The sequence below is a fragment of the Sanguibacter sp. 25GB23B1 genome, from assembly GCF_040012415.1.
Classification (GTDB): Bacteria; Actinomycetota; Actinomycetes; order Actinomycetales; family Cellulomonadaceae; genus Sanguibacter.
In genome coordinates this window covers 57,202-73,122 of sequence record NZ_JBDYKL010000021.1, presented here as the reverse complement: position 1 = coordinate 73,122, position 15,921 = coordinate 57,202, and the positions used below count along the sequence as shown (strand labels likewise).

18 protein-coding genes are annotated in these 15,921 nt (G+C 67.9%); 9 read left to right on the top strand and 9 right to left on the bottom strand.

Translation table 11 applies throughout. From position 1 onward, the window contains the following. Nucleotides 1–169: 169 nt before the first annotated feature. Together ABKW26_RS12670 and ABKW26_RS12665 are read right to left on the bottom strand one after the other, a co-directional pair. On the bottom strand, nt 170–1,168 hold the full coding sequence (locus tag ABKW26_RS12670) for a sugar ABC transporter permease (RefSeq protein ID WP_348594129.1): 999 nt from the start codon (nt 1,166–1,168) through the stop codon (nt 170–172). 68 nt (nt 1,169–1,236) lie between these two features. Then, on the bottom strand, nt 1,237–2,613 hold the full coding sequence (locus ABKW26_RS12665; protein ID WP_348594128.1) for an extracellular solute-binding protein: 1,377 nt from the start codon (nt 2,611–2,613) through the stop codon (nt 1,237–1,239). An 80-nt stretch (nt 2,614–2,693) separates the two neighbouring features. Here ABKW26_RS12665 and ABKW26_RS12660 point away from each other — a divergent pair, with 80 nt between their 5' ends. Together ABKW26_RS12660 and ABKW26_RS12655 are read left to right on the top strand one after the other, a co-directional pair. Continuing rightward, nucleotides 2,694–3,776, top strand: a complete 1,083-nt coding sequence (locus ABKW26_RS12660) for a LacI family DNA-binding transcriptional regulator (RefSeq protein ID WP_348594127.1) — start codon at nt 2,694–2,696, stop codon at nt 3,774–3,776. A gap of 5 nt (nt 3,777–3,781) precedes the next feature. Next, the gene (locus ABKW26_RS12655; protein WP_348594126.1) at nt 3,782–4,018 is read left to right on the top strand and encodes a hypothetical protein; all 237 of its coding nucleotides are present in this window, start codon (nt 3,782–3,784) and stop codon (nt 4,016–4,018) included. A gap of 36 nt (nt 4,019–4,054) precedes the next feature. Here the strand turns inward: ABKW26_RS12655 and ABKW26_RS12650 are convergent, their stop codons facing one another. Then, nucleotides 4,055–4,951: a helix-turn-helix transcriptional regulator gene (locus tag ABKW26_RS12650; protein WP_348594125.1), complete on the bottom strand. Its 897-nt coding sequence runs from the start codon at nt 4,949–4,951 to the stop codon at nt 4,055–4,057. A gap of 156 nt (nt 4,952–5,107) precedes the next feature. Here ABKW26_RS12650 and ABKW26_RS12645 point away from each other — a divergent pair, with 156 nt between their 5' ends. The 4 genes from ABKW26_RS12645 to ABKW26_RS12630 all read left to right on the top strand — a co-directional run bounded on the left by ABKW26_RS12645 (nt 5,108) and on the right by ABKW26_RS12630 (nt 8,124). Beyond that, nucleotides 5,108–5,953, top strand: coding sequence for an SDR family NAD(P)-dependent oxidoreductase (locus tag ABKW26_RS12645; protein WP_348594124.1), 846 nt, complete (start codon nt 5,108–5,110; stop codon nt 5,951–5,953). A gap of 25 nt (nt 5,954–5,978) precedes the next feature. Continuing rightward, nucleotides 5,979–6,563, top strand: coding sequence for a GrpB family protein (locus ABKW26_RS12640; protein ID WP_348594123.1), 585 nt, complete (start codon nt 5,979–5,981; stop codon nt 6,561–6,563). 293 nt (nt 6,564–6,856) lie between these two features. Continuing rightward, on the top strand, nt 6,857–7,102 hold the full coding sequence (locus tag ABKW26_RS12635) for a hypothetical protein (RefSeq protein ID WP_348594122.1): 246 nt from the start codon (nt 6,857–6,859) through the stop codon (nt 7,100–7,102). Beyond that, on the top strand, nt 7,099–8,124 hold the full coding sequence (locus tag ABKW26_RS12630) for a Clp protease N-terminal domain-containing protein (protein WP_348594121.1): 1,026 nt from the start codon (nt 7,099–7,101) through the stop codon (nt 8,122–8,124). The genes ABKW26_RS12635 and ABKW26_RS12630 overlap by 4 nt, the downstream gene beginning before the upstream one ends. Here ABKW26_RS12630 and ABKW26_RS12625 read toward each other — a convergent pair whose 3' ends face one another. The 3 genes from ABKW26_RS12625 to ABKW26_RS12615 form a co-directional block, all read right to left on the bottom strand. Further along, on the bottom strand, nt 8,125–8,505 hold the full coding sequence (locus tag ABKW26_RS12625) for an NUDIX hydrolase (protein ID WP_348594119.1): 381 nt from the start codon (nt 8,503–8,505) through the stop codon (nt 8,125–8,127). It lies immediately after the preceding gene. 128 nt (nt 8,506–8,633) lie between these two features. After that, entirely contained in the window at nt 8,634–9,185 is a 552-nt protein-coding gene (locus tag ABKW26_RS12620; protein WP_348594118.1) for a ribonuclease H, read from the bottom strand. 153 nt (nt 9,186–9,338) lie between these two features. Then, nucleotides 9,339–11,057, bottom strand: a complete 1,719-nt coding sequence (locus ABKW26_RS12615; protein ID WP_348594117.1) for an AIPR family protein — start codon at nt 11,055–11,057, stop codon at nt 9,339–9,341. Nucleotides 11,058–11,498: 441 nt separating this feature from the next. Here ABKW26_RS12615 and ABKW26_RS12610 point away from each other — a divergent pair, with 441 nt between their 5' ends. Further along, nucleotides 11,499–11,705 carry a hypothetical protein gene (locus ABKW26_RS12610; protein ID WP_348594116.1) on the top strand — a complete coding sequence of 69 codons (207 nt, stop codon included), beginning with the start codon at nt 11,499–11,501 and terminating at the stop codon, nt 11,703–11,705. 60 nt (nt 11,706–11,765) lie between these two features. Here the strand turns inward: ABKW26_RS12610 and ABKW26_RS12605 are convergent, their stop codons facing one another. Further along, nucleotides 11,766–12,944: an epoxide hydrolase family protein gene (locus tag ABKW26_RS12605; protein ID WP_348594115.1), complete on the bottom strand. Its 1,179-nt coding sequence runs from the start codon at nt 12,942–12,944 to the stop codon at nt 11,766–11,768. A gap of 71 nt (nt 12,945–13,015) precedes the next feature. Between ABKW26_RS12605 and ABKW26_RS12600 the strand changes: the two genes are divergently transcribed. Both ABKW26_RS12600 and ABKW26_RS12595 read left to right on the top strand, forming a co-directional pair. Continuing rightward, complete coding sequence (locus ABKW26_RS12600; RefSeq protein ID WP_348594114.1) at nt 13,016–13,657, top strand: MarR family transcriptional regulator; 642 nt, start codon at nt 13,016–13,018, stop codon at nt 13,655–13,657. 10 nt (nt 13,658–13,667) lie between these two features. After that, entirely contained in the window at nt 13,668–14,588 is a 921-nt protein-coding gene (locus tag ABKW26_RS12595; protein WP_348594113.1) for an NmrA family NAD(P)-binding protein, read from the top strand. Between the two features lie 93 nt (nt 14,589–14,681). Here the strand turns inward: ABKW26_RS12595 and ABKW26_RS12590 are convergent, their stop codons facing one another. Both ABKW26_RS12590 and ABKW26_RS12585 read right to left on the bottom strand, forming a co-directional pair. Next, complete coding sequence (locus tag ABKW26_RS12590; RefSeq protein ID WP_348594111.1) at nt 14,682–15,047, bottom strand: hypothetical protein; 366 nt, start codon at nt 15,045–15,047, stop codon at nt 14,682–14,684. Between the two features lie 5 nt (nt 15,048–15,052). Further along, complete coding sequence (locus tag ABKW26_RS12585) at nt 15,053–15,883, bottom strand: hypothetical protein (protein ID WP_348594110.1); 831 nt, start codon at nt 15,881–15,883, stop codon at nt 15,053–15,055. Nucleotides 15,884–15,921 lie beyond the last annotated feature (38 nt).

The following is a 15,921-nucleotide window of genomic DNA, read 5'->3' as shown; positions in this document are numbered from 1 at the left end:
GACGTGAAGTTCTCCCACGTCCACTGCTGCGGCCAGAACGTCTGGTCGGCGCCGACGATCTCGGAGTTGGGCTTGAACGCCGAGAGCAGCATCCAGGCGAAGGGGAACACGGTGACGACGCCCGCGACAGCGAGGGCCGCGTGCAGGCACACGGAGGAGACGGTGCGCTTCATCGGGTCACCGCCGAGCGTCCGGCACGACGGCGCGGCGGACGCACCCCGGACCCTGCGGAGACGCGGAAGTTCAACCACGTGAGGATCGCCGTGAAGAGCAGCAGGACGAACGCGATGGCCGAGGCGTAGCCGAAGTTGTAGTTGACGAACGCCTCGTCGTAGATCATGAACGAGATGAGGCGCGTCGAGGTCCCGGGCCCGCCGTCGGTGAGCACGAGCACCTGGACGAACGCCTGCAGGTAGCCGATGGTCGAGGTGACCGCGATGAAGAGGGTCATCGGCGCGAGGAGCGGCACGATGATCCGCCGGAAGCGGGTCCAGGCGTTCGCGCCGTCGACGGCCGCGGCCTCGAGGACGTCGTCGGGCACCGCGTAGAGGCCGGCGAGGAAGAGGATGACGGCATACCCGAAGTCCTTCCAGATGGTCATGACGAGGATCGCGCCCATCGCGTAGCGGGAGTCGAGCAGCCAGTTGATGTCGAGACCGAAGAAGGTGTTGATGGCGCCGAAGCGCGGGTTGTACATGAGCTGCCACACGTAGGCGACGGCGACGAGCGGCGTCACCGTCGGCATGTAGAACACCGCGCGGAAGAAGGTCTTGCACCGGGTCATCTTCGAGTACAGGGCATAGGCGAGCGCGAGGCCGAGCACGAGGCGGCCGACGATCGCGACGCTCCCGAAGACGAGGGTGTTCACCGACGACGTCCAGAACTCCTGGTCGGAGAAGAGCCGTCGGTAGTTGGCGAGGCCGGTGAAGTCGAAGGTGCCGTTGAGCGGGTTCCACAGGTGCAGGCTGCCGACGGCGGCGATGCCGATCGGGACGAGCAGGAGCACGACGATGAAGAGCACGACGACGCCGACGACGACGTTGCGCAGGGCGCGCTCGCCCGGGTAGGCGAGCCGGCGGCGCGGGCGCGGAGGCGTGGTGCTGCCCGCGGGTGCGGGCGACAGCGCCGCGGTGCGCGAGGGGGAGGTGTTGAGAGATGGTGCGTTCATGGGTGGTGCGCCGGACCGGTCCCCGGTCGCCCGGGGACCGGCTCGGCTACTCCTTCCGAGGGGTGGACTCAGTCCTGCACCTGGTAGCCGGGGTAGAGCGACTCGAGCGAGACGAAGCTCGAGCTCTCGACGTCCGTGCTGATGGTGGCCTGCGCGTTCTCGAGCGCAGCCTCGGGTGCCACGCCGTTGTAGAGGATGTCCTCCCACATGGTCGTGGTGTTGGTCTCGAACGCGGCCGGGAAGGGGCCGGGCCAGATGTAGCTCTCGACGTCCCCGAAGGACTGCAGCACGGGGGACGCGACGATCTCGGGGTCCTCGGCAAGGGGCCCGTAGGTGGGCAGGACGCCGAGCGCCAGGCACATCTCCTTCATGAGATCGGTGTTCGTCAGGTAGTAGCGCAGGAAGTCCTGCGCGACGGCCTGCTGCTCGGCGCTGGCGTTCTTGTTGATGCCGATGGTCGACTCGCCGTTGGTGCGGTCGTAGGCGTACGGCGTCTCCGACGCGTCGGGCACCGGGGTCTGGAAGGTGCTCCAGGCGAGGTCGGGGAAGTCGGCCGCGAGGGTCCCGCCGAAGTGGCCCCAGGAGTAGATCATCGCGGTCTGGCCCTGACCGAAGGTGTCGGTCGCCACGCCGAAGTCCTTCGAGCCGGAGCCGTCGGCGTAGATGTCGAGGAACCGCTGGATCACCTCGAGGTTGGCCTCGTTGTCGACGTCCGGGGTGGTGAGGTCGGCCTCGAACATGTTCTGTCCGAGCTGGTAGGCGAGCCCGGACTGGAACGCGTTGAACTGGCCGTTGAAGTTGAAGCCGGCCTGGGTGATCGAGTCGCCCTCGGCGACGGTGAGCTGTGCGGCGACGTCGCGGAACTCGTCCCAGGTGACGGGGATGTCGGCGTCCGTGAGGCCGGCGGCGGCCCACATGTCGGTGTTGTAGAAGATCGAGCCGGTCATGAGGCCGAAGTCGATGTAGTGGACCTCGCCGTCGATGACGTGGGCGTCGACGTTGGCGTAGTCGGCGCGGAGGTCGTCGATCTCGATGTCGTACGGCGCCATGTTCGCGATGAGGTTGTCGTGCTGGCTGTTGTGCACGTTGAAGATCGCCGGGCCGTTCTCGCCCTGGAGCTCGAGGGGCAGCTTGGTCCAGAAGTCCTCCCACGGCTGGACGACCACCTGGATGTCGACGTTCGGGTGGATCTCCTGGTAGGCGTCGGCGATGGCCTGGGACTCGGCGTCGAACCCCCAGAGCCACCACTCGAGGACGATGGGCTCGCCCTCGTTGACGAGCTGGTTGGGGTCCCAGGTGACGGCCTCACCGACCACCTCGAGCCCCTTGTCGGCGGTGTCGTCCGCGACGGCGTCCCCCATGTCGGAGCCGCCGCCGCCCGAGCACGCGCTGAGTGCGAGCACCATTGCTGCACCGGTGGCCACCATGGCCTTGTGAATTCTCATCGAACCCTCCATTGGGTCTCGTTGTGGTTGGTATACCGCTATACCTTCACGCCGCGAGTGTAGCGGTATACCATCGTTTCGTGTCAAGACCTCTGGACGACGAGCCGGTTGCCCGACGCCGCCGCGGCGGTGGTGACGGGGTCACGCTGCAGGACGTCGCCACCGCCGCAGGCGTGACGAAGATGACCGTGTCGAACGCCCTCAACGGCCGGCGCGAGCGGTTGTCCGAGGCCACGCTCGCCCGCGTCCTCGACGCCGTGGACCGCCTCGGCTACGTCCGCAGCGCCTCGGCGCGCTCCCTCTCGGCGAACCGCTCGAACATCGTCTCCGTGACCTACCAGCCGACCGCCCGTACGGGCGCCGGCTCGACGCTCGGCCAGCACGACGCCCTCTTCCTCGGCGAGCTCGAGCTGCACGTCACCCGTGCCGGCATGTACCTCATGGTCCACTCGACGACCGACGTCCAGAGCACCGCCCGGAGCCTGCGGTCCTGGAACGTCGACGGCGCGATCTTCCTCAGCACGCTCGGCGACGAGGTCGAGGTGCTGCGCGAGGCCCACGACGTCCCGATGGTCTTCGTCGACAACTACGGCTCGTCGCCGTCGATCAGCAGCGTGCGGGTCGACGACTTCCGTGGCGGCTACCTCGCGGGGGAGCGGCTCGTCCAGGCCGGTCACCAGCACATCGTGTTCGCCGGACCGGCCTTCTCCGACACCGGCGTGGTGCGCCAGCGCTATCTCGGCTTCAGCCGGGCGCTCGAGGACCACGGGATCGTCCATGACCCCGCGCTCGTCCGGGTGTGCCAGACGGAGTACGACCCGGCGCTCGCGCTCGCCGGCGCCCTCGTCGAGGAGCTGCCCGAGGCGACCGCCGTGTTCGCGACGGCGGACGACATCGCGGTGGGCCTCGTCAACGGCTTCCAGCGGGCCGGGCGGTCCGTCCCGGGCCAGATGTCGGTCATCGGCTTCGACGACATCGACCTCGCGCGCGTCACCACCCCGGAGGTCACGACCGTCCGCCAGGACATCCCCGCGAAGGCCCGTGCCGCCGCCGAGATGCTCCTCGGCCAGCTCGCGCGCGGCGTCGAGCGTCAGGTGGACCGCGTGACGCTCGACGTGACGCTCGTCGAGCGCGGGTCGGTGGGGCCGCCCGTGCAAGGCTGAGGCCCATGGACTGGACCTCGCGCGAGCACTCCCACCACCTCGACACCCCCGAGGGCGAGGTCATCGTCACGCCCTACTCGCCGAGCGACGGGCCCGAGCGGTGGATGGTCGTCTACTCGTGGGGCGGGTCGGTGACGCTCTCGGCGGCCACGCTGGCCGACGCGCAGCGGGTCGCCGAGGCGACCGTCTCGGAGCGGATCGCTGGGTCGGTGGACGGAGACCGCGGCGCCGACGATCGCTGACCGTACCCGACACGGGTCTCTGCAGCGCCGAGTGGTTCAGCGGCTCTCCGTCGGCTCTGACGTGGACGTGGGGCTCTCGTCGCGTGTTGCGGCCCAGCTGGCCAGCAGGGTGAGCGCGTCGGCCGTGGTGCTGGCCGGGGCTGCGCTGTAGGCCACGAGCTGCAGACCGGGGCCTGAGGTGAGGGTCATCGCCTCGTAGCTGAGATCGAGGTCGCCGACGACGGGGTGGGTGACGCTCTTGATCCCGGTGCTGTGCTGTCGGACATCGTGGGACGCCCACAGGGTGCGGAAGGTCTCGCTCGTGACCGAGAGCTCGCCGACCAGATCGCTGAGCGCGCGGTCGTGCGGGGACCGACCTGCTTCGGTGCGCAGGAGGGCGACCGTCTGCGCTGCGGCGTCGTCCCAGTCCCGGTAGAGGTCCAGCGCTCGGGCGTCGAGGAAGACGAAGCGTGCGAAGTTCGCCGGTCGTTGCGGCTGGACGTACATCTCGGAGAACACCGCCTGGCCCAGGGCGTTGATCGCGAGGATGTCGAGGCGGCCGTTCTGCACGAAGGCCGGGACGTCGCGCATCGCGTCGAGGAGCTGCCGAACGGAGTCCGGGACCTTCTCCTGGCGCGAGGGGCTGCGCCTGCGGCTGGGGTGGGCGCCGTCGTTCGCCGCCCGCACGAGGTCGTAGAGGTGAGAGCGTTCGGCGTCGTCGAGGCCGAGGGCCCGGCTGATGCCGTCGAGGACCGACTCGGAGACGCCCCTGGCGTTGCCGCGCTCGAGGCGGACGTAGTACTCCACGCTCATCCCGGCCAGCAGCGCCACCTCCTCGCGGCGCAGCCCCGGGACCCGGCGTCGGCCCCCGAAATCAGGGAGCCCGGCCTCGGCGGGCGTGCGGCGGGCGCGCCTGGAGGTGAGGAACTCACGGATGTTGGTGGGGGTGTCCATCCACCGAACCTACGACAGGAACCGGCGTCCAGGGGGGTACTGCCATTGACCCTGTAGACGGGGTCTCCCTGGCGCGGGCGCGGTGACCTTGACTGGGTCTCGACACACCGACCGAGACCGGCGCACGAGACCGGTTCGCATCCTCGAGGAGATCGCATGAGCACGCAGAGTTCCGTCTGGTTCATCACGGGCGCCGGCCGCGGCATGGGCGTCGACATCGCGCACGCGGCACTGGAGGCCGGCCACCGGGTCGTGGGGACGGGTCGCGATGCGAGCCGTGTGCTCGCCGCGATCGGGGAGCACGAGAACCTCCTGACCGTCTCCCTCGACATCACCGACCCCGCCGCCGCCGAAGCCGCCACGACCGCAGCGGTCGAGCGCTTCGGGCGCATCGACGTGCTGGTCAACAACGCGGGCAACTTCTACGCCGGGTACTTCGAGAACATCAGCGACGCCCAGGTGCGGGCCCAGATGGAGACCAACTTCTTCGGTCCTCTCAACGTCACCCGCGCGGTCCTGCCGGTCATGCGCGCGCAGCGCTCCGGGCAGGTCATCACGGTGACGTCGGCCGCAGGCCTCATGGGCCAGGAGTTCTGCGCTGCCTACGCCGCCTCGAAGTTCGCCCTCGAGGGCTGGATGGAGTCACTGCGCTACGACGTCGCGCCCTACGGCATCTCGACCATGGCCGTCGAGCCCGGCTTCTTCCGCACCGAGCTCCTCGTCGAGGGCTCCTCGACCATCTGGCCCGAGCTCGAGATCGCCGACTACGCCGAGCGCACCGCCACCACCATCGAGGCGTGGAAGGGCATGAACGGCCAGCAGGGCGGCGACCCCAAGAAGCTCGCCCAGGCCCTGGTGACCCTCTCCGCCTCCGGCGACCTTCCGCTGCGCTTCCTCGCCGGCGCCGACGTCATGGGCGGCGTCGAGCAGAACCTCGCCACCATCCAGGGCCAGATCGACGCGCACCGCGAGCTCTCAACCTCGCTCACCTACGACTCCTGAGCGTCGGGTGCGCGAGGATGTAGCGGTGAACACGAGCCCCACGCCGCGCAGGCCTGACGTCACGACGGTCGAGATCGTCGGCGGTCCCGAGCCGCTCACGCTCGCGCTGCACGGCTACGAGGACCGGTGGCCGGTCATGTACCGCGAGCACCAGCAGCGGATCCGGGACGCGCTCGCGGGGGCGGACGTCGACATCGAGCACATCGGTTCCACGTCGGTCCCTGGTCTGGCGGCGAAGCCGATCATCGACATCGTGGTCGCGGTCGCGGACATCACCGCTGAGGAGGACTATCTCGACGCGCTCCTGGCCGCCGGGTACGAGCTGCGCGTCCGCGAGCCGAGGCACCGCCTCGTGCGCACGCCCGCCCGTGACGTCCACGTGCACCTGTACGAGCGAGACGATCCTGCCGTGGCGGAGTACCTGCTCCTCCGCGACCACCTGCGCTCCGACGCGGACGACCGCGCTCTCTACGAGTCGACCAAGCGGACCCTGCTCAGCACGCAGTGGGACGACATGAACGACTACGCCGACGCCAAGACCGACGTCATCGTCGCGATCAAGGCGCGAGCGAGGGCGGCACGCGATCGTGCGATCCAGACCGAGGGCTAGACCTGGTCCTCCCACGGGCTCGCCGACAGCTTGGCGGCGTCATCGGTCATCATCGGGCCACCGTCAGAGGTCGTCTCTCGCCGCGTCGATCAGCCACTCGATGGCTGCGACGGGGATCGGTTCGTCTACGAACGCCGCCTGAGCTCGCGAGAATGAGGCGGAACCCGGGGATCATGCTGACCGGATCGGCATCGTCGGCGGAGAACTTGAGGCGTGGCGCGGACTCGGCGCCTTCGCGTCACGGCAGAGCAACCTTGGTTGCTAGACGGTCATTAGCAATGTAGGTTGACAGCATGACGTCACCCCACGTCGCGGAGGCCGCGGCAGACACGAGCGACCCGCGTGCAGGGCTGCGGGCGATCGTCTCGCTGCGCGCCCTGGCGGACACGCTCGAGCTGCGCCAGGTCGAGGCGGCGCTGCGCGCGGGGATGAGCTGGTCGGAGGTCGCTGACGCCCTCGGCGTCACGCGCCAGGCCGTCCACAAGAAGTACGCCAAGCGGATCGACCCCACCATCTCCGTCCCCAGGAGGACCTCGTGAGCGCGTTCACCCACGCCGCGGCGACCATGCAGACCGTCTCCCTCAACGCGTCCGAGGAGGCCTCCCGGCGGGGCCAGCGGGACGTCGACATCGACCACCTCTTCCTCGCCCTCGTCATCAGCAGCGACGCTGCCGGGCGGGCCCTGCGGGCCCTCGGCATCTCGCTCGACGGCGCGCGCGAGGCGGTCGCGGAGCTGCACACGGACCAGCTCCGCAGCCTCGGCATCACCACCGGCATCCCCGACGACGGTGCCATCACCTTCCACGAGACCGACGGCTATGACCTCACCCCGCGGTCCCTCTCCGTCATGAAGCAGGCCTCGGCAGGCAAGAAGACGGGCGACAGCGCGGACCTCCTGCGCGAGCTCATCGCCGAGCCGAGCGGCCTCGTCGTCGACCTGCTCGCCCGCCTCGGCTCCACCCCGGGCGACGTGCACGCGCAGCTCGACGCCCTCGACCGCGACGGGACCGAAGGCGTCCGCACGGGGAAGCGTCCTGCCCGCCCCCGCGATCGCGGCGTCGTCGCTCAGCAGGCCGAGACATTCGTGCCGGCACCGATCGACGAGGTCTGGGCCCTGCTCGCCGACCCCGCCCGCATGCCTGAGTGGGAGTCGTCGGTCGCCCGCGTCGAGCCTCCGACCTCCCCGGAGGGCGCTCCGCCCGACACGCTGGTCGAGAGAACGGCATGGATCGCCCACGTGCTGACCGAGCGGCCCGACGGCAAGCCGATGAAGATCAAGGTCGCCTACCGCCGTCGCAGGGTCGAGGTCCGCACGGTCGAGGAGCCCTTCCGGATCGCCTGGCTGACGACCTTCCCCGACGCACCGAGGGCCGCGCCCTTCACTCTCGAGATCGAGCTCTCTGCTGCGCCCGGCGGCACACAGCTGGCGCTGACGACGACGCGTCGGCGCCACACAGGGTGGCGGTGGCTCGTCGGTCTGCCGCTGCGCCCGCTGCAGCGGTTCCTCCTCTGGCTGCAGGTGACCCACGTCGGCGCGGCGATCGGGCGCGTCTTCCGCTGATCAGCCCGGGGGAGCGAGCAGCGGGAACCAGTGGCGCTCCGCGAGCGGGGACGTGCTCGTGGCGGCGTCGACCCAGGACCCGTCGACCACCGGCTTGCCGTCGGCGGTCCAGACGCTGAAGTGCGCGAGCGGTACAGGCCACGCGTAGCTCTCGTCGGGGACGTCCACGACGTTGCGTACGAAGCCGAGGAGCGCCGGCTCGGCCGGTTGCCCGAGGACTTCTGCGGCGAGGTGCCGCACGGTTGCCAGACCGTCGGGATCAGAGCTCGGGACGACACGCGTCGGGAGGTCGAGCTTCTCGGTTCCGTCACGCGGCACACAGAACACCGTGTCGCCCCGGCGGACCAGGAGCCGCACCATGCTCGTGGGGTGCGGTGCCACGCTCGAGCGGACCACCTCGGCGCGCCCGCTGTGCGGGAGCCATGGGGCATTCCTCGTCGTGTGGACGACGAGGCCCCCGATGCCCAGCGAGGCGGCCCCGCCGAGCTCCGCGTGGGTCTCGGCGCCGCTCAGAAGAGGAGGTCGGCGTCGAGCGCGGGGACGGGGACGGCCGCCGATGGCGCGGGCACGGCTGCTGCGGTCGTCGCACCCGCGGCATCGGTCCGCGTCACCACAACCTCGCCGCGCTGCGCCGCGCGGGCTGCGGTGCCGGCGAGGACGTCGGCGCGCTCGTTGAAATGGTCGCCCTGATGGCCGCGGACCCAATGGAAGACGACCTTGCCCGCGCGCTCCGACATGGCTCGCTCGATGCCCTTCACGAGGTCGAGGTTCTTCACCGGGCTGCCGCTCGCGGTGCGCCAGCCCTTGCGCTTCCAGCCGGCGACCCACTCGGACGCGCACTTGATCGCGTACTGGGAGTCGGACTCGATGCGCAGCTCGTCGGAGCCCGGGTGGGCGAGGATCGCCTCGAGCACGGCCTGCAGCTCGGCCACCTGGTTGGTGCCCGACGCGATGCCGCCCGACGCGGACGAACCGTCATGGTTGACCCACGCCCAGCCGCTCGCCCCTCCGGGGTTGCGCAGGCAAGAACCGTCCGTGCTGACTGTGATCACGGCGTCCATTGTGCCGTGAACTGTGGGCTGGATCTCTCAGGAGGGTCGAGGAGCGGCCGTGCCTCGTGGCCCCGGGGACGCTGGTTGCAGGATCGAGGCGCAGCGAGACTCTCTGATTGCGCGCGCGGCGCGCTTCTCGCCGTCACAGCGCGCGGGAGCTTCTCACGTTCTGACAGAGTTCCTCGGTGAACTGCTTAGGTAAGTTCTCCCTCGGGCAACTATCTTGTTCGTCACCGCCAAACTCTTCGCCGCCTTCTCCACCAGCGCCTCGTTGCTTTTCTCAATTGCCTTCAAAAATTCGTCACGAATAATTCGATAGAGATCTTCGAGAACGCTTTTTGCAATCGTTGGAGGCATCCGGGCGATATCTGCAGCGTTTGGTCTCTGTTTCCGCGTGAGAACCATTGTCGCCAAAGTGGTCAAATGGAACAGGTAGTCTTCAACTTGACCGATGAGCGCAGGCGATTCGCGAAGGTGAGCCTCGCAGTCTCGTTGAATGCTGATGGCGGATGAGAACATTCCGATCTCATGCGTGGACGCAAACAACTTGTCATAAATCTCGGGTTCGAAGACCCTAGTCAGGTTTCCGCGCGCTACGTGTGGCGCCTGAACCATAGTGGACAGAATCGCTTGGCCCATCTGCTCAATCGAAACAAGCTTGTGAATGGGGATGCCACGATTCTGGTACAGGTTTCGACGTCTCTCATAGTAGAGATCGTATTTCTGCAGATGTTCTTCGATCTGCCGCTGTACCTTGTCGGTTGCACGCAACGCGCTACTAGCCAAGGAGGTTTGACTGTTAGTTGCTCGGATGATCCGATCACGCGTGGAGTCGTCGCGTGCCTGGACTACTTTAACGAGGACCGATCGTGAGTCCGTCGATGTCGTTTTGACGCGCCCGCGCTTGTAGATTTCGTGCGATGTCTGTAGGCCATTAACTATCTGGGGTGAGTCGAGCTCAAGCATCTTGCCCGCTGGTTGGACCCGGTTCGCTACGATCGTCACGCCATTGTTTAGCCACCAGAAGTCGATATCGGTATCTTCGCGCTCCAACGTTTCTCCGATGCTCCTGTTGACGCTCGTGTCGCCTTCGTAGTCTCGGACGTTAGCCTCAAAGAGCGAGGTGTTGAGTTTGCCCGTCTCATCTGTGATGAACTTGTCATACTCGTCAAGTTTCACGACGCCGATGTACCCACCTGCGGTTTCCGTCGAGATCGGTATCTCTGCGAGAGCAAGCTTTTTGGTGATCGGGGGCCTCTCGCGCGCTTGGTCGGCCAATGTCGCAGCATCAAGGAAGGCCACCTCCGTCTGAGCGTACGCGAATGAGCGTTTGAGAGTATCTACTATGAGGTCACCTTTTGCAACGGTGTTTGGATGGGTGTCGTCGGCTCGTAAGGATGCGAAGCACACGAAGATCCGAAGCGCTGGCATGTCCAAACCGCGGTATGTGTCGAGAAAGCGCCGCGAGACTTCCAGAACGCGAGGGTTAAATGCCCGTGACAGGGTTGAATCATCCCGGCTAAAGTCGAGCAGGCGTGGGAGATTTACGACTAGTTTGTCGATGGCCGCCTCTCCGAAACCTTTAGTGTTCTTTACTTGAAGCACCACGAGGTCAATCTCGGCATGGCGACCGAGGCCGGACAGTCCGGTGTCATCGCGTACGCAGAAGCCATTAACAAATACGTAGAGCCCGTCGATCCCACCATCGAGAGTCCCGTCGACTATTCCGGAGAGGAGGTCATCTGTTGATGGCTGAAAAGCTCTGAGGTAGTTGCGTGCCGTGAAGTAGGTCTCGTGATCGGTGTCCGACAGCACCTCCTCAGTCTCGCCTCGCGCCTTTTCGATCATGTCCGCGAGAAGAATCACGTCATTGGCAGTCATGGCGCCCCTGTCGAATATTCGCTTTGATGGGATCTGGAAGTTCCACGGCTGATCGTCGCAGATCAGGCGGAGCGACGGTAGTCCTGTGCAAGAGCCTGCGGGGGTGAAGTCTTGTCGAATGCTGATTGGCGGCAGTGAGCGCGCTGAAGCGAATCGATCGGCCCCGGCCGTAGCCCTTGATAGTGCGCCGTGCGGACTTCGGTCTGAATGACGTCTTCGTGGTGCCGAAGGGTGTCGAGAACTGCCGAAGTCCGACGTCGAGGTGCACACGATCATGGACCAGTCGCAGGGGACCGTGAATCCCGGGGAGGCCGGGGCCACAGCGGACCTCCCCGCTGCGCGAGCTCGGCTGAGACCGGGCAGGACTGCTCGGGCGCGAACATGGTGTTGGATGGCCCAGGTCGGCTTTATCCGTTCCGTCAGGTTTCCCGAGGAGCCGCAGTGAAGAGCACCAACGTCCTCGTCCTCGTCGCGATCGTGCTGGCGCTGGTCGTCTACTTCGGCTTCGACGCGACGACCGACCTGAGCAACGGCGTACGGGGCCGCCTCGCGCTGCTCATGGGACCCGCGGTCGGGTGGGGCGCGTGGTTGCTCTGGCAGCGTCGGGGAAGGGGCAGCAACGCCACGGAAGGCCTGGATGGCGCTTAGGCGCGCCACCCGGTGGGAGAACCTCGTCGCCGACCGCCTCTCCGCGAGCTCGCCTAGCCGTCAGAGCCGCCGGAACGTCGCCCGGATGTCTGCGACGAGCAGCCCCGGCTGCTCGAGGAGCGCGAAGTGGCCGCCGCGGGCCACCTCGGAGAAGTGGACGAGGTTCGTGTAGCGGCGCTCGACCCAGCGGCGTGAGCGGCGGACGTACTCGCCGGGCATGATGCTCAGTCCTGTCGGGAGGGTGAGCGGCTCGTCGATCGTGCCGGGGTTCGACCAGCCCGTCCGTGCGAGCTCCCAGTACATGCGTGCCGCCGACGCTGCCGTGCGCGGGAGCCAGTAGAGCATGATGTCGTCGATGATCTCGTCGAGCGAGAAGATCTTCTCGGCGTCGCCGTGCTCGTCGTGCGACCCGCCGACGTCCTGGAACATGGCGTAGATCCACGACGCCAGCCCGACGGGGGAGTCGGTGAGCGAGTAGCCGATGGTCTGCGGCCTCGTCGACATCTCCTGCGAGTACGCCGAGAGCACCTGCCAGTAGTAGCCGCCCTCCTGGAGCATGAGCTGCTCCTCGGGTGTCGCCGACTGCGCCTCCTCGTCCGTGGGCATGAAGAGCGCCATGTTGAGGTGGATGCCGGCGAGGCCGATGTCCTCGACGCCCTGGAGCGCGGCGAGCTCTGCGGTCACCGAGGCGCCGAGGTCGCCGCCCTGCGCGAACCACCGCTCGTAGCCGAGACGCCCCATGAGCACGGCCCAGGCCTTCGCTGTGCGCCGAGCGTTCCAGCCGGTCTCGGTGGGGCGGCCGGAGAACCCGAATCCGGGCAGGCTCGGGATGATCACGTCGAACGCGTCCTCGGCCGAGCCGCCGTGTGCCTCGGGGTCGGTCAGCGGACCGATGGCGTGGCGGAACTCGAGCACCGATCCCGGCCAGCCGTGCGTGAGCAGCAGCGGGCGGGCGCCCGGCACGGCCGAGCGGACGTGCAGGAAGTGGATGTCGAGCCCGTCGATGCTCGTCGTGTGCTGGCCCCACCCGTTGAGGAGGGCTTCCGTGCGTCGCCAGTCGTAGGTGGTGGCCCAGTGGTCGACGAGGTTCTGGATCTTGTCGAGCGTCGGGCCCTGAGACGTGTCGCCGACCGTCTCGCGGTCGGGCCAGCGGGTGGCGAGCAGGCGCTGACGGAGGTCGTCGAGCTCGGCCTGCGGGACGTCGAGGACGAAGGGGGTGATGGTGGTGGAGCGGGTCATGATCGTCTCCTGATCGTTGGTCACGCGGATCATCTTTGCACAAGACGATCTTGGATGGGTACGATCGCCGCATGGACTCCCCGACCCCCCGCGATCGAGCCGCCGCCGCGGCCCCAGCAGAGCCGACCATCGAGACCGGTCCGTCCGCAGGGATCGACTGGGACGCCGAAGGCATCGAGACGGAGCTCGGATGGTCGCTGCAGGCCATGTACAGCGGCTTCTCCAGGACGGCCCAGGACGCCGTGGCGTCCGTCCCGGGCGGACCGCGCGGATATCAGGTCCTCGTCGCGATCACCACCGAGGAGCCGTCGTCGCAGCTCGCCCTCGCCCACCGGCTCGGCATCGACAAGACGGCGATGACCTACGTCGTCGATGCCCTCGAGGGCGGGGGGCTCGTCGAGCGGCGGCCGCACCCGACGGACCGCCGGGTCCGGCAGGTGCACGCCACCGATGCGGGTCGCTCCCTCCTGGCGACCGCGCGGCTCGCCCTCCGCAGCGTCGAGAGCGTCCTCATGCGCGACCTCACCGACGAGGAGCAGACCCAGCTCCGGCACCTGCTCGCCCGTGTCGCGCTCGGCGCCGGCGACATCGAGGCGTGCGTGCCCGGGTCCGCGGCCTCGCCCGACAGCCCAGGCATCCCGTCAGCGAGCAACACGCCTGTCGCTGCTCCCGAACGCTCCCGTCGTACCTCCCGCGACACCATCAGAGAGTGAGACACCGCCCATGACCGCTTCCGTCCTCGTCGCCGGCGCCACCGGCGACCTCGGCCACCGCATCGTCGGTGAGCTCCTCGCCCACGACGCCCGGGTCCGGGTCCTCACACGACCGGGCGGCGGAGCAGCCGCCGCGCTCTACGGCAGCGACGACCGCGTCGACGTCGTCGAGGCGGCCTACTCCGACCGCGGAGCCCTGACGACGGCGGTCGCGGGCGTCGACGTCGTCGTCTCGGCGGTCAGCGGGACACGTCCCGTCATCGTCGACGCGCAGCGCGCGCTCCTCGCCGCGACCGTCGACGCGGGCGTGCCCCGCTTCGTCCCGTCCGACTACTCTGCGGACTACCGCCAGATCGCCCTGGGGAGCAACCGGAACTTCGAGCTGCGGCGCGAGTTCGCCGCCGACGTCGACGCCGCCCCGGTCAGGGCCACCTCGATCCTCAACGGCGCGTTCGCGGACATGCTCACGGGGCAGGCGCCGATGATCCTCTTCGACCGCCACAAGGTCCTCTACTGGTCGTCAGCCGACCAGGTCCTCGACTTCACGACGAAGGACGACACCGCCCGCGTCGCCGCACTCGTCGCCCTCGACGACGACGCGCCTCGGACCGTCGAGATCGCCGGCGACCAGGTCACGGCCCGCGACATCGCCCGCACGCTGACCGAGCTGACCGGCACCCCGTTCACCGTCCAGTGGGCGGGCACCACCGGGGCGCTCTCCGCGGCGAGCACTGTGATGCGACGCCTCTCGACGGGCCCCGACGAGACCTTCCCCGCCTGGCAGGGGATGCAGTACTTCGTCAGCATGTTCAGCGGCCAGGCCCAGCTGCACCACGTCGACAACGACCGCTGGGGCACCCACCGCTGGACGACCGTCCGCGACGTCCTGTCCGACCACATCGCGGGGCGGGACGACGCCTCCGCGGCGTGAGTCCTGACCGCCCCGCCGGTCGGCAGCGGGCGCGAGCGATCCCTGGGCGACGACGGCGCCCGCCGGCCTCGTCGTCACCCAGGGATCGCGTACCTAGTCCTCGATGCGGACGTGGAGCGTCGTCTCTCCGTCCACCTCCGCGATCCGCGCGTCGGTGTGCGGGAACGCGGGTGCGGCGACATCGAAGCCGACGAGCGGTCGGCCGTCGAGGTCACGACCCGAGAAGGTGATCGTCACGTCGGCGCCGTCCGGGCCGGGCATGACGAAGGAGAAGTGGAGGACGATCGTGCCGGAGAACCGGAACGTGGTCTCGAGCCAGCCGACCACCTGCGTGTGGTTGGCCATCGACTGTCCCTCGGTGAGCTCCTGGCTGAGCATCCACCTCGCCCCGTTGAGCGTGATGGCCGTGATGGTCGGGGTGTAGTCCGTGGCGTTCTCGATGGAGAGGATGAGTCCCATGACGGTCACCGCCCTGTCGTGGTCGTGAGGGCGGCGTGGAGCGCTGCTGCCTTGAGGCTGTCGACCTTCTTCTCGACCGCCGCGATGAGGGTGTCGAACACGGCGTTGGCCGTCGCGTACGCCTCGGGCGTGATCTTTCCCTTCCCGAGCTGGTCGAGGAGGTCCAGCGAGCGGTGCCTGAACACGGTGATCTGGTCCGAGTACAGGCGCACGAGCTGCTGCTTGACCTCGGACTGTGCCTGCTGGACCGAGAACTTCACCGAGTAGATGTACAGGTACTCGTAGATGTACTCGTCGTGGAAGAAGCTCTTCGACTGGTAGCTCTCCGAGCTCACGGCGGCGAAGAGCTGCATGCCGTACCCGAGCGGCTTGTTCTGCATGTTCGTCTTGAACGTCAGTGCGTTGGACGTGCCGAAGCTGAGCATGATGCTGCTGAGGACGTTGAAGACCTGGCCGGCGATGTAGAGCTCGAGGTTCGCCATCTCTCCGATCGTCGGTCCCAGCTCTGCCTTGGCGGTGCTCACGCCGTCCTTGTCGACCGTCGCTCCGGTCGGTGGCGTGCCGCCGGTGAACACGGCCTGGGAGATGGCGTCGATGATCCCCTTGAGGTTGTCCATGCTGAAGGACTGTTCCTGCATGAAGTCGTAGTTCAGCCCCGACGTGATGCTCTTCGCGTCGGTGTAGCCGCTGTCCTTGTAGAACGCGGTGATCTCGGCGTCGAGCGTGCCCTGCACGTCTGCGGCCTTCGTCGCGAGCTGCTGCTCGAGCGAGTGGATGTAGTCCCGGAACGCGCTCTCGCTCTTCTCGAGATCCTGGATGCTGGGCGTCTTCCCCATGGTGTGCCCCCTGGCTGCGCCGGTCGGACGGTCCGACC

Coding starts and splice junctions, on each gene's coding strand:
- ABKW26_RS12620 (WP_348594118.1), bottom strand. CDS start 9,185: ATGGACGCCGTGATCACAGTCAGCACGGACGGTTCTTGCCTGCGCAAC.
- ABKW26_RS12605 (WP_348594115.1), bottom strand. CDS start 12,944: ATGACCCGCTCCACCACCATCACCCCCTTCGTCCTCGACGTCCCGCAG.
- ABKW26_RS12600 (WP_348594114.1), top strand. CDS start 13,016: ATGGACTCCCCGACCCCCCGCGATCGAGCCGCCGCCGCGGCCCCAGCA.
- ABKW26_RS12670 (WP_348594129.1), bottom strand. CDS start 1,168: ATGAACGCACCATCTCTCAACACCTCCCCCTCGCGCACCGCGGCGCTG.
- ABKW26_RS12645 (WP_348594124.1), top strand. CDS start 5,108: ATGAGCACGCAGAGTTCCGTCTGGTTCATCACGGGCGCCGGCCGCGGC.
- ABKW26_RS12615 (WP_348594117.1), bottom strand. CDS start 11,057: ATGACTGCCAATGACGTGATTCTTCTCGCGGACATGATCGAAAAGGCG.
- ABKW26_RS12655 (WP_348594126.1), top strand. CDS start 3,782: ATGGACTGGACCTCGCGCGAGCACTCCCACCACCTCGACACCCCCGAG.
- ABKW26_RS12635 (WP_348594122.1), top strand. CDS start 6,857: ATGACGTCACCCCACGTCGCGGAGGCCGCGGCAGACACGAGCGACCCG.
- ABKW26_RS12595 (WP_348594113.1), top strand. CDS start 13,668: ATGACCGCTTCCGTCCTCGTCGCCGGCGCCACCGGCGACCTCGGCCAC.
- ABKW26_RS12665 (WP_348594128.1), bottom strand. CDS start 2,613: ATGAGAATTCACAAGGCCATGGTGGCCACCGGTGCAGCAATGGTGCTC.
- ABKW26_RS12590 (WP_348594111.1), bottom strand. CDS start 15,047: ATGGGACTCATCCTCTCCATCGAGAACGCCACGGACTACACCCCGACC.
- ABKW26_RS12650 (WP_348594125.1), bottom strand. CDS start 4,951: ATGGACACCCCCACCAACATCCGTGAGTTCCTCACCTCCAGGCGCGCC.
- ABKW26_RS12585 (WP_348594110.1), bottom strand. CDS start 15,883: ATGGGGAAGACGCCCAGCATCCAGGATCTCGAGAAGAGCGAGAGCGCG.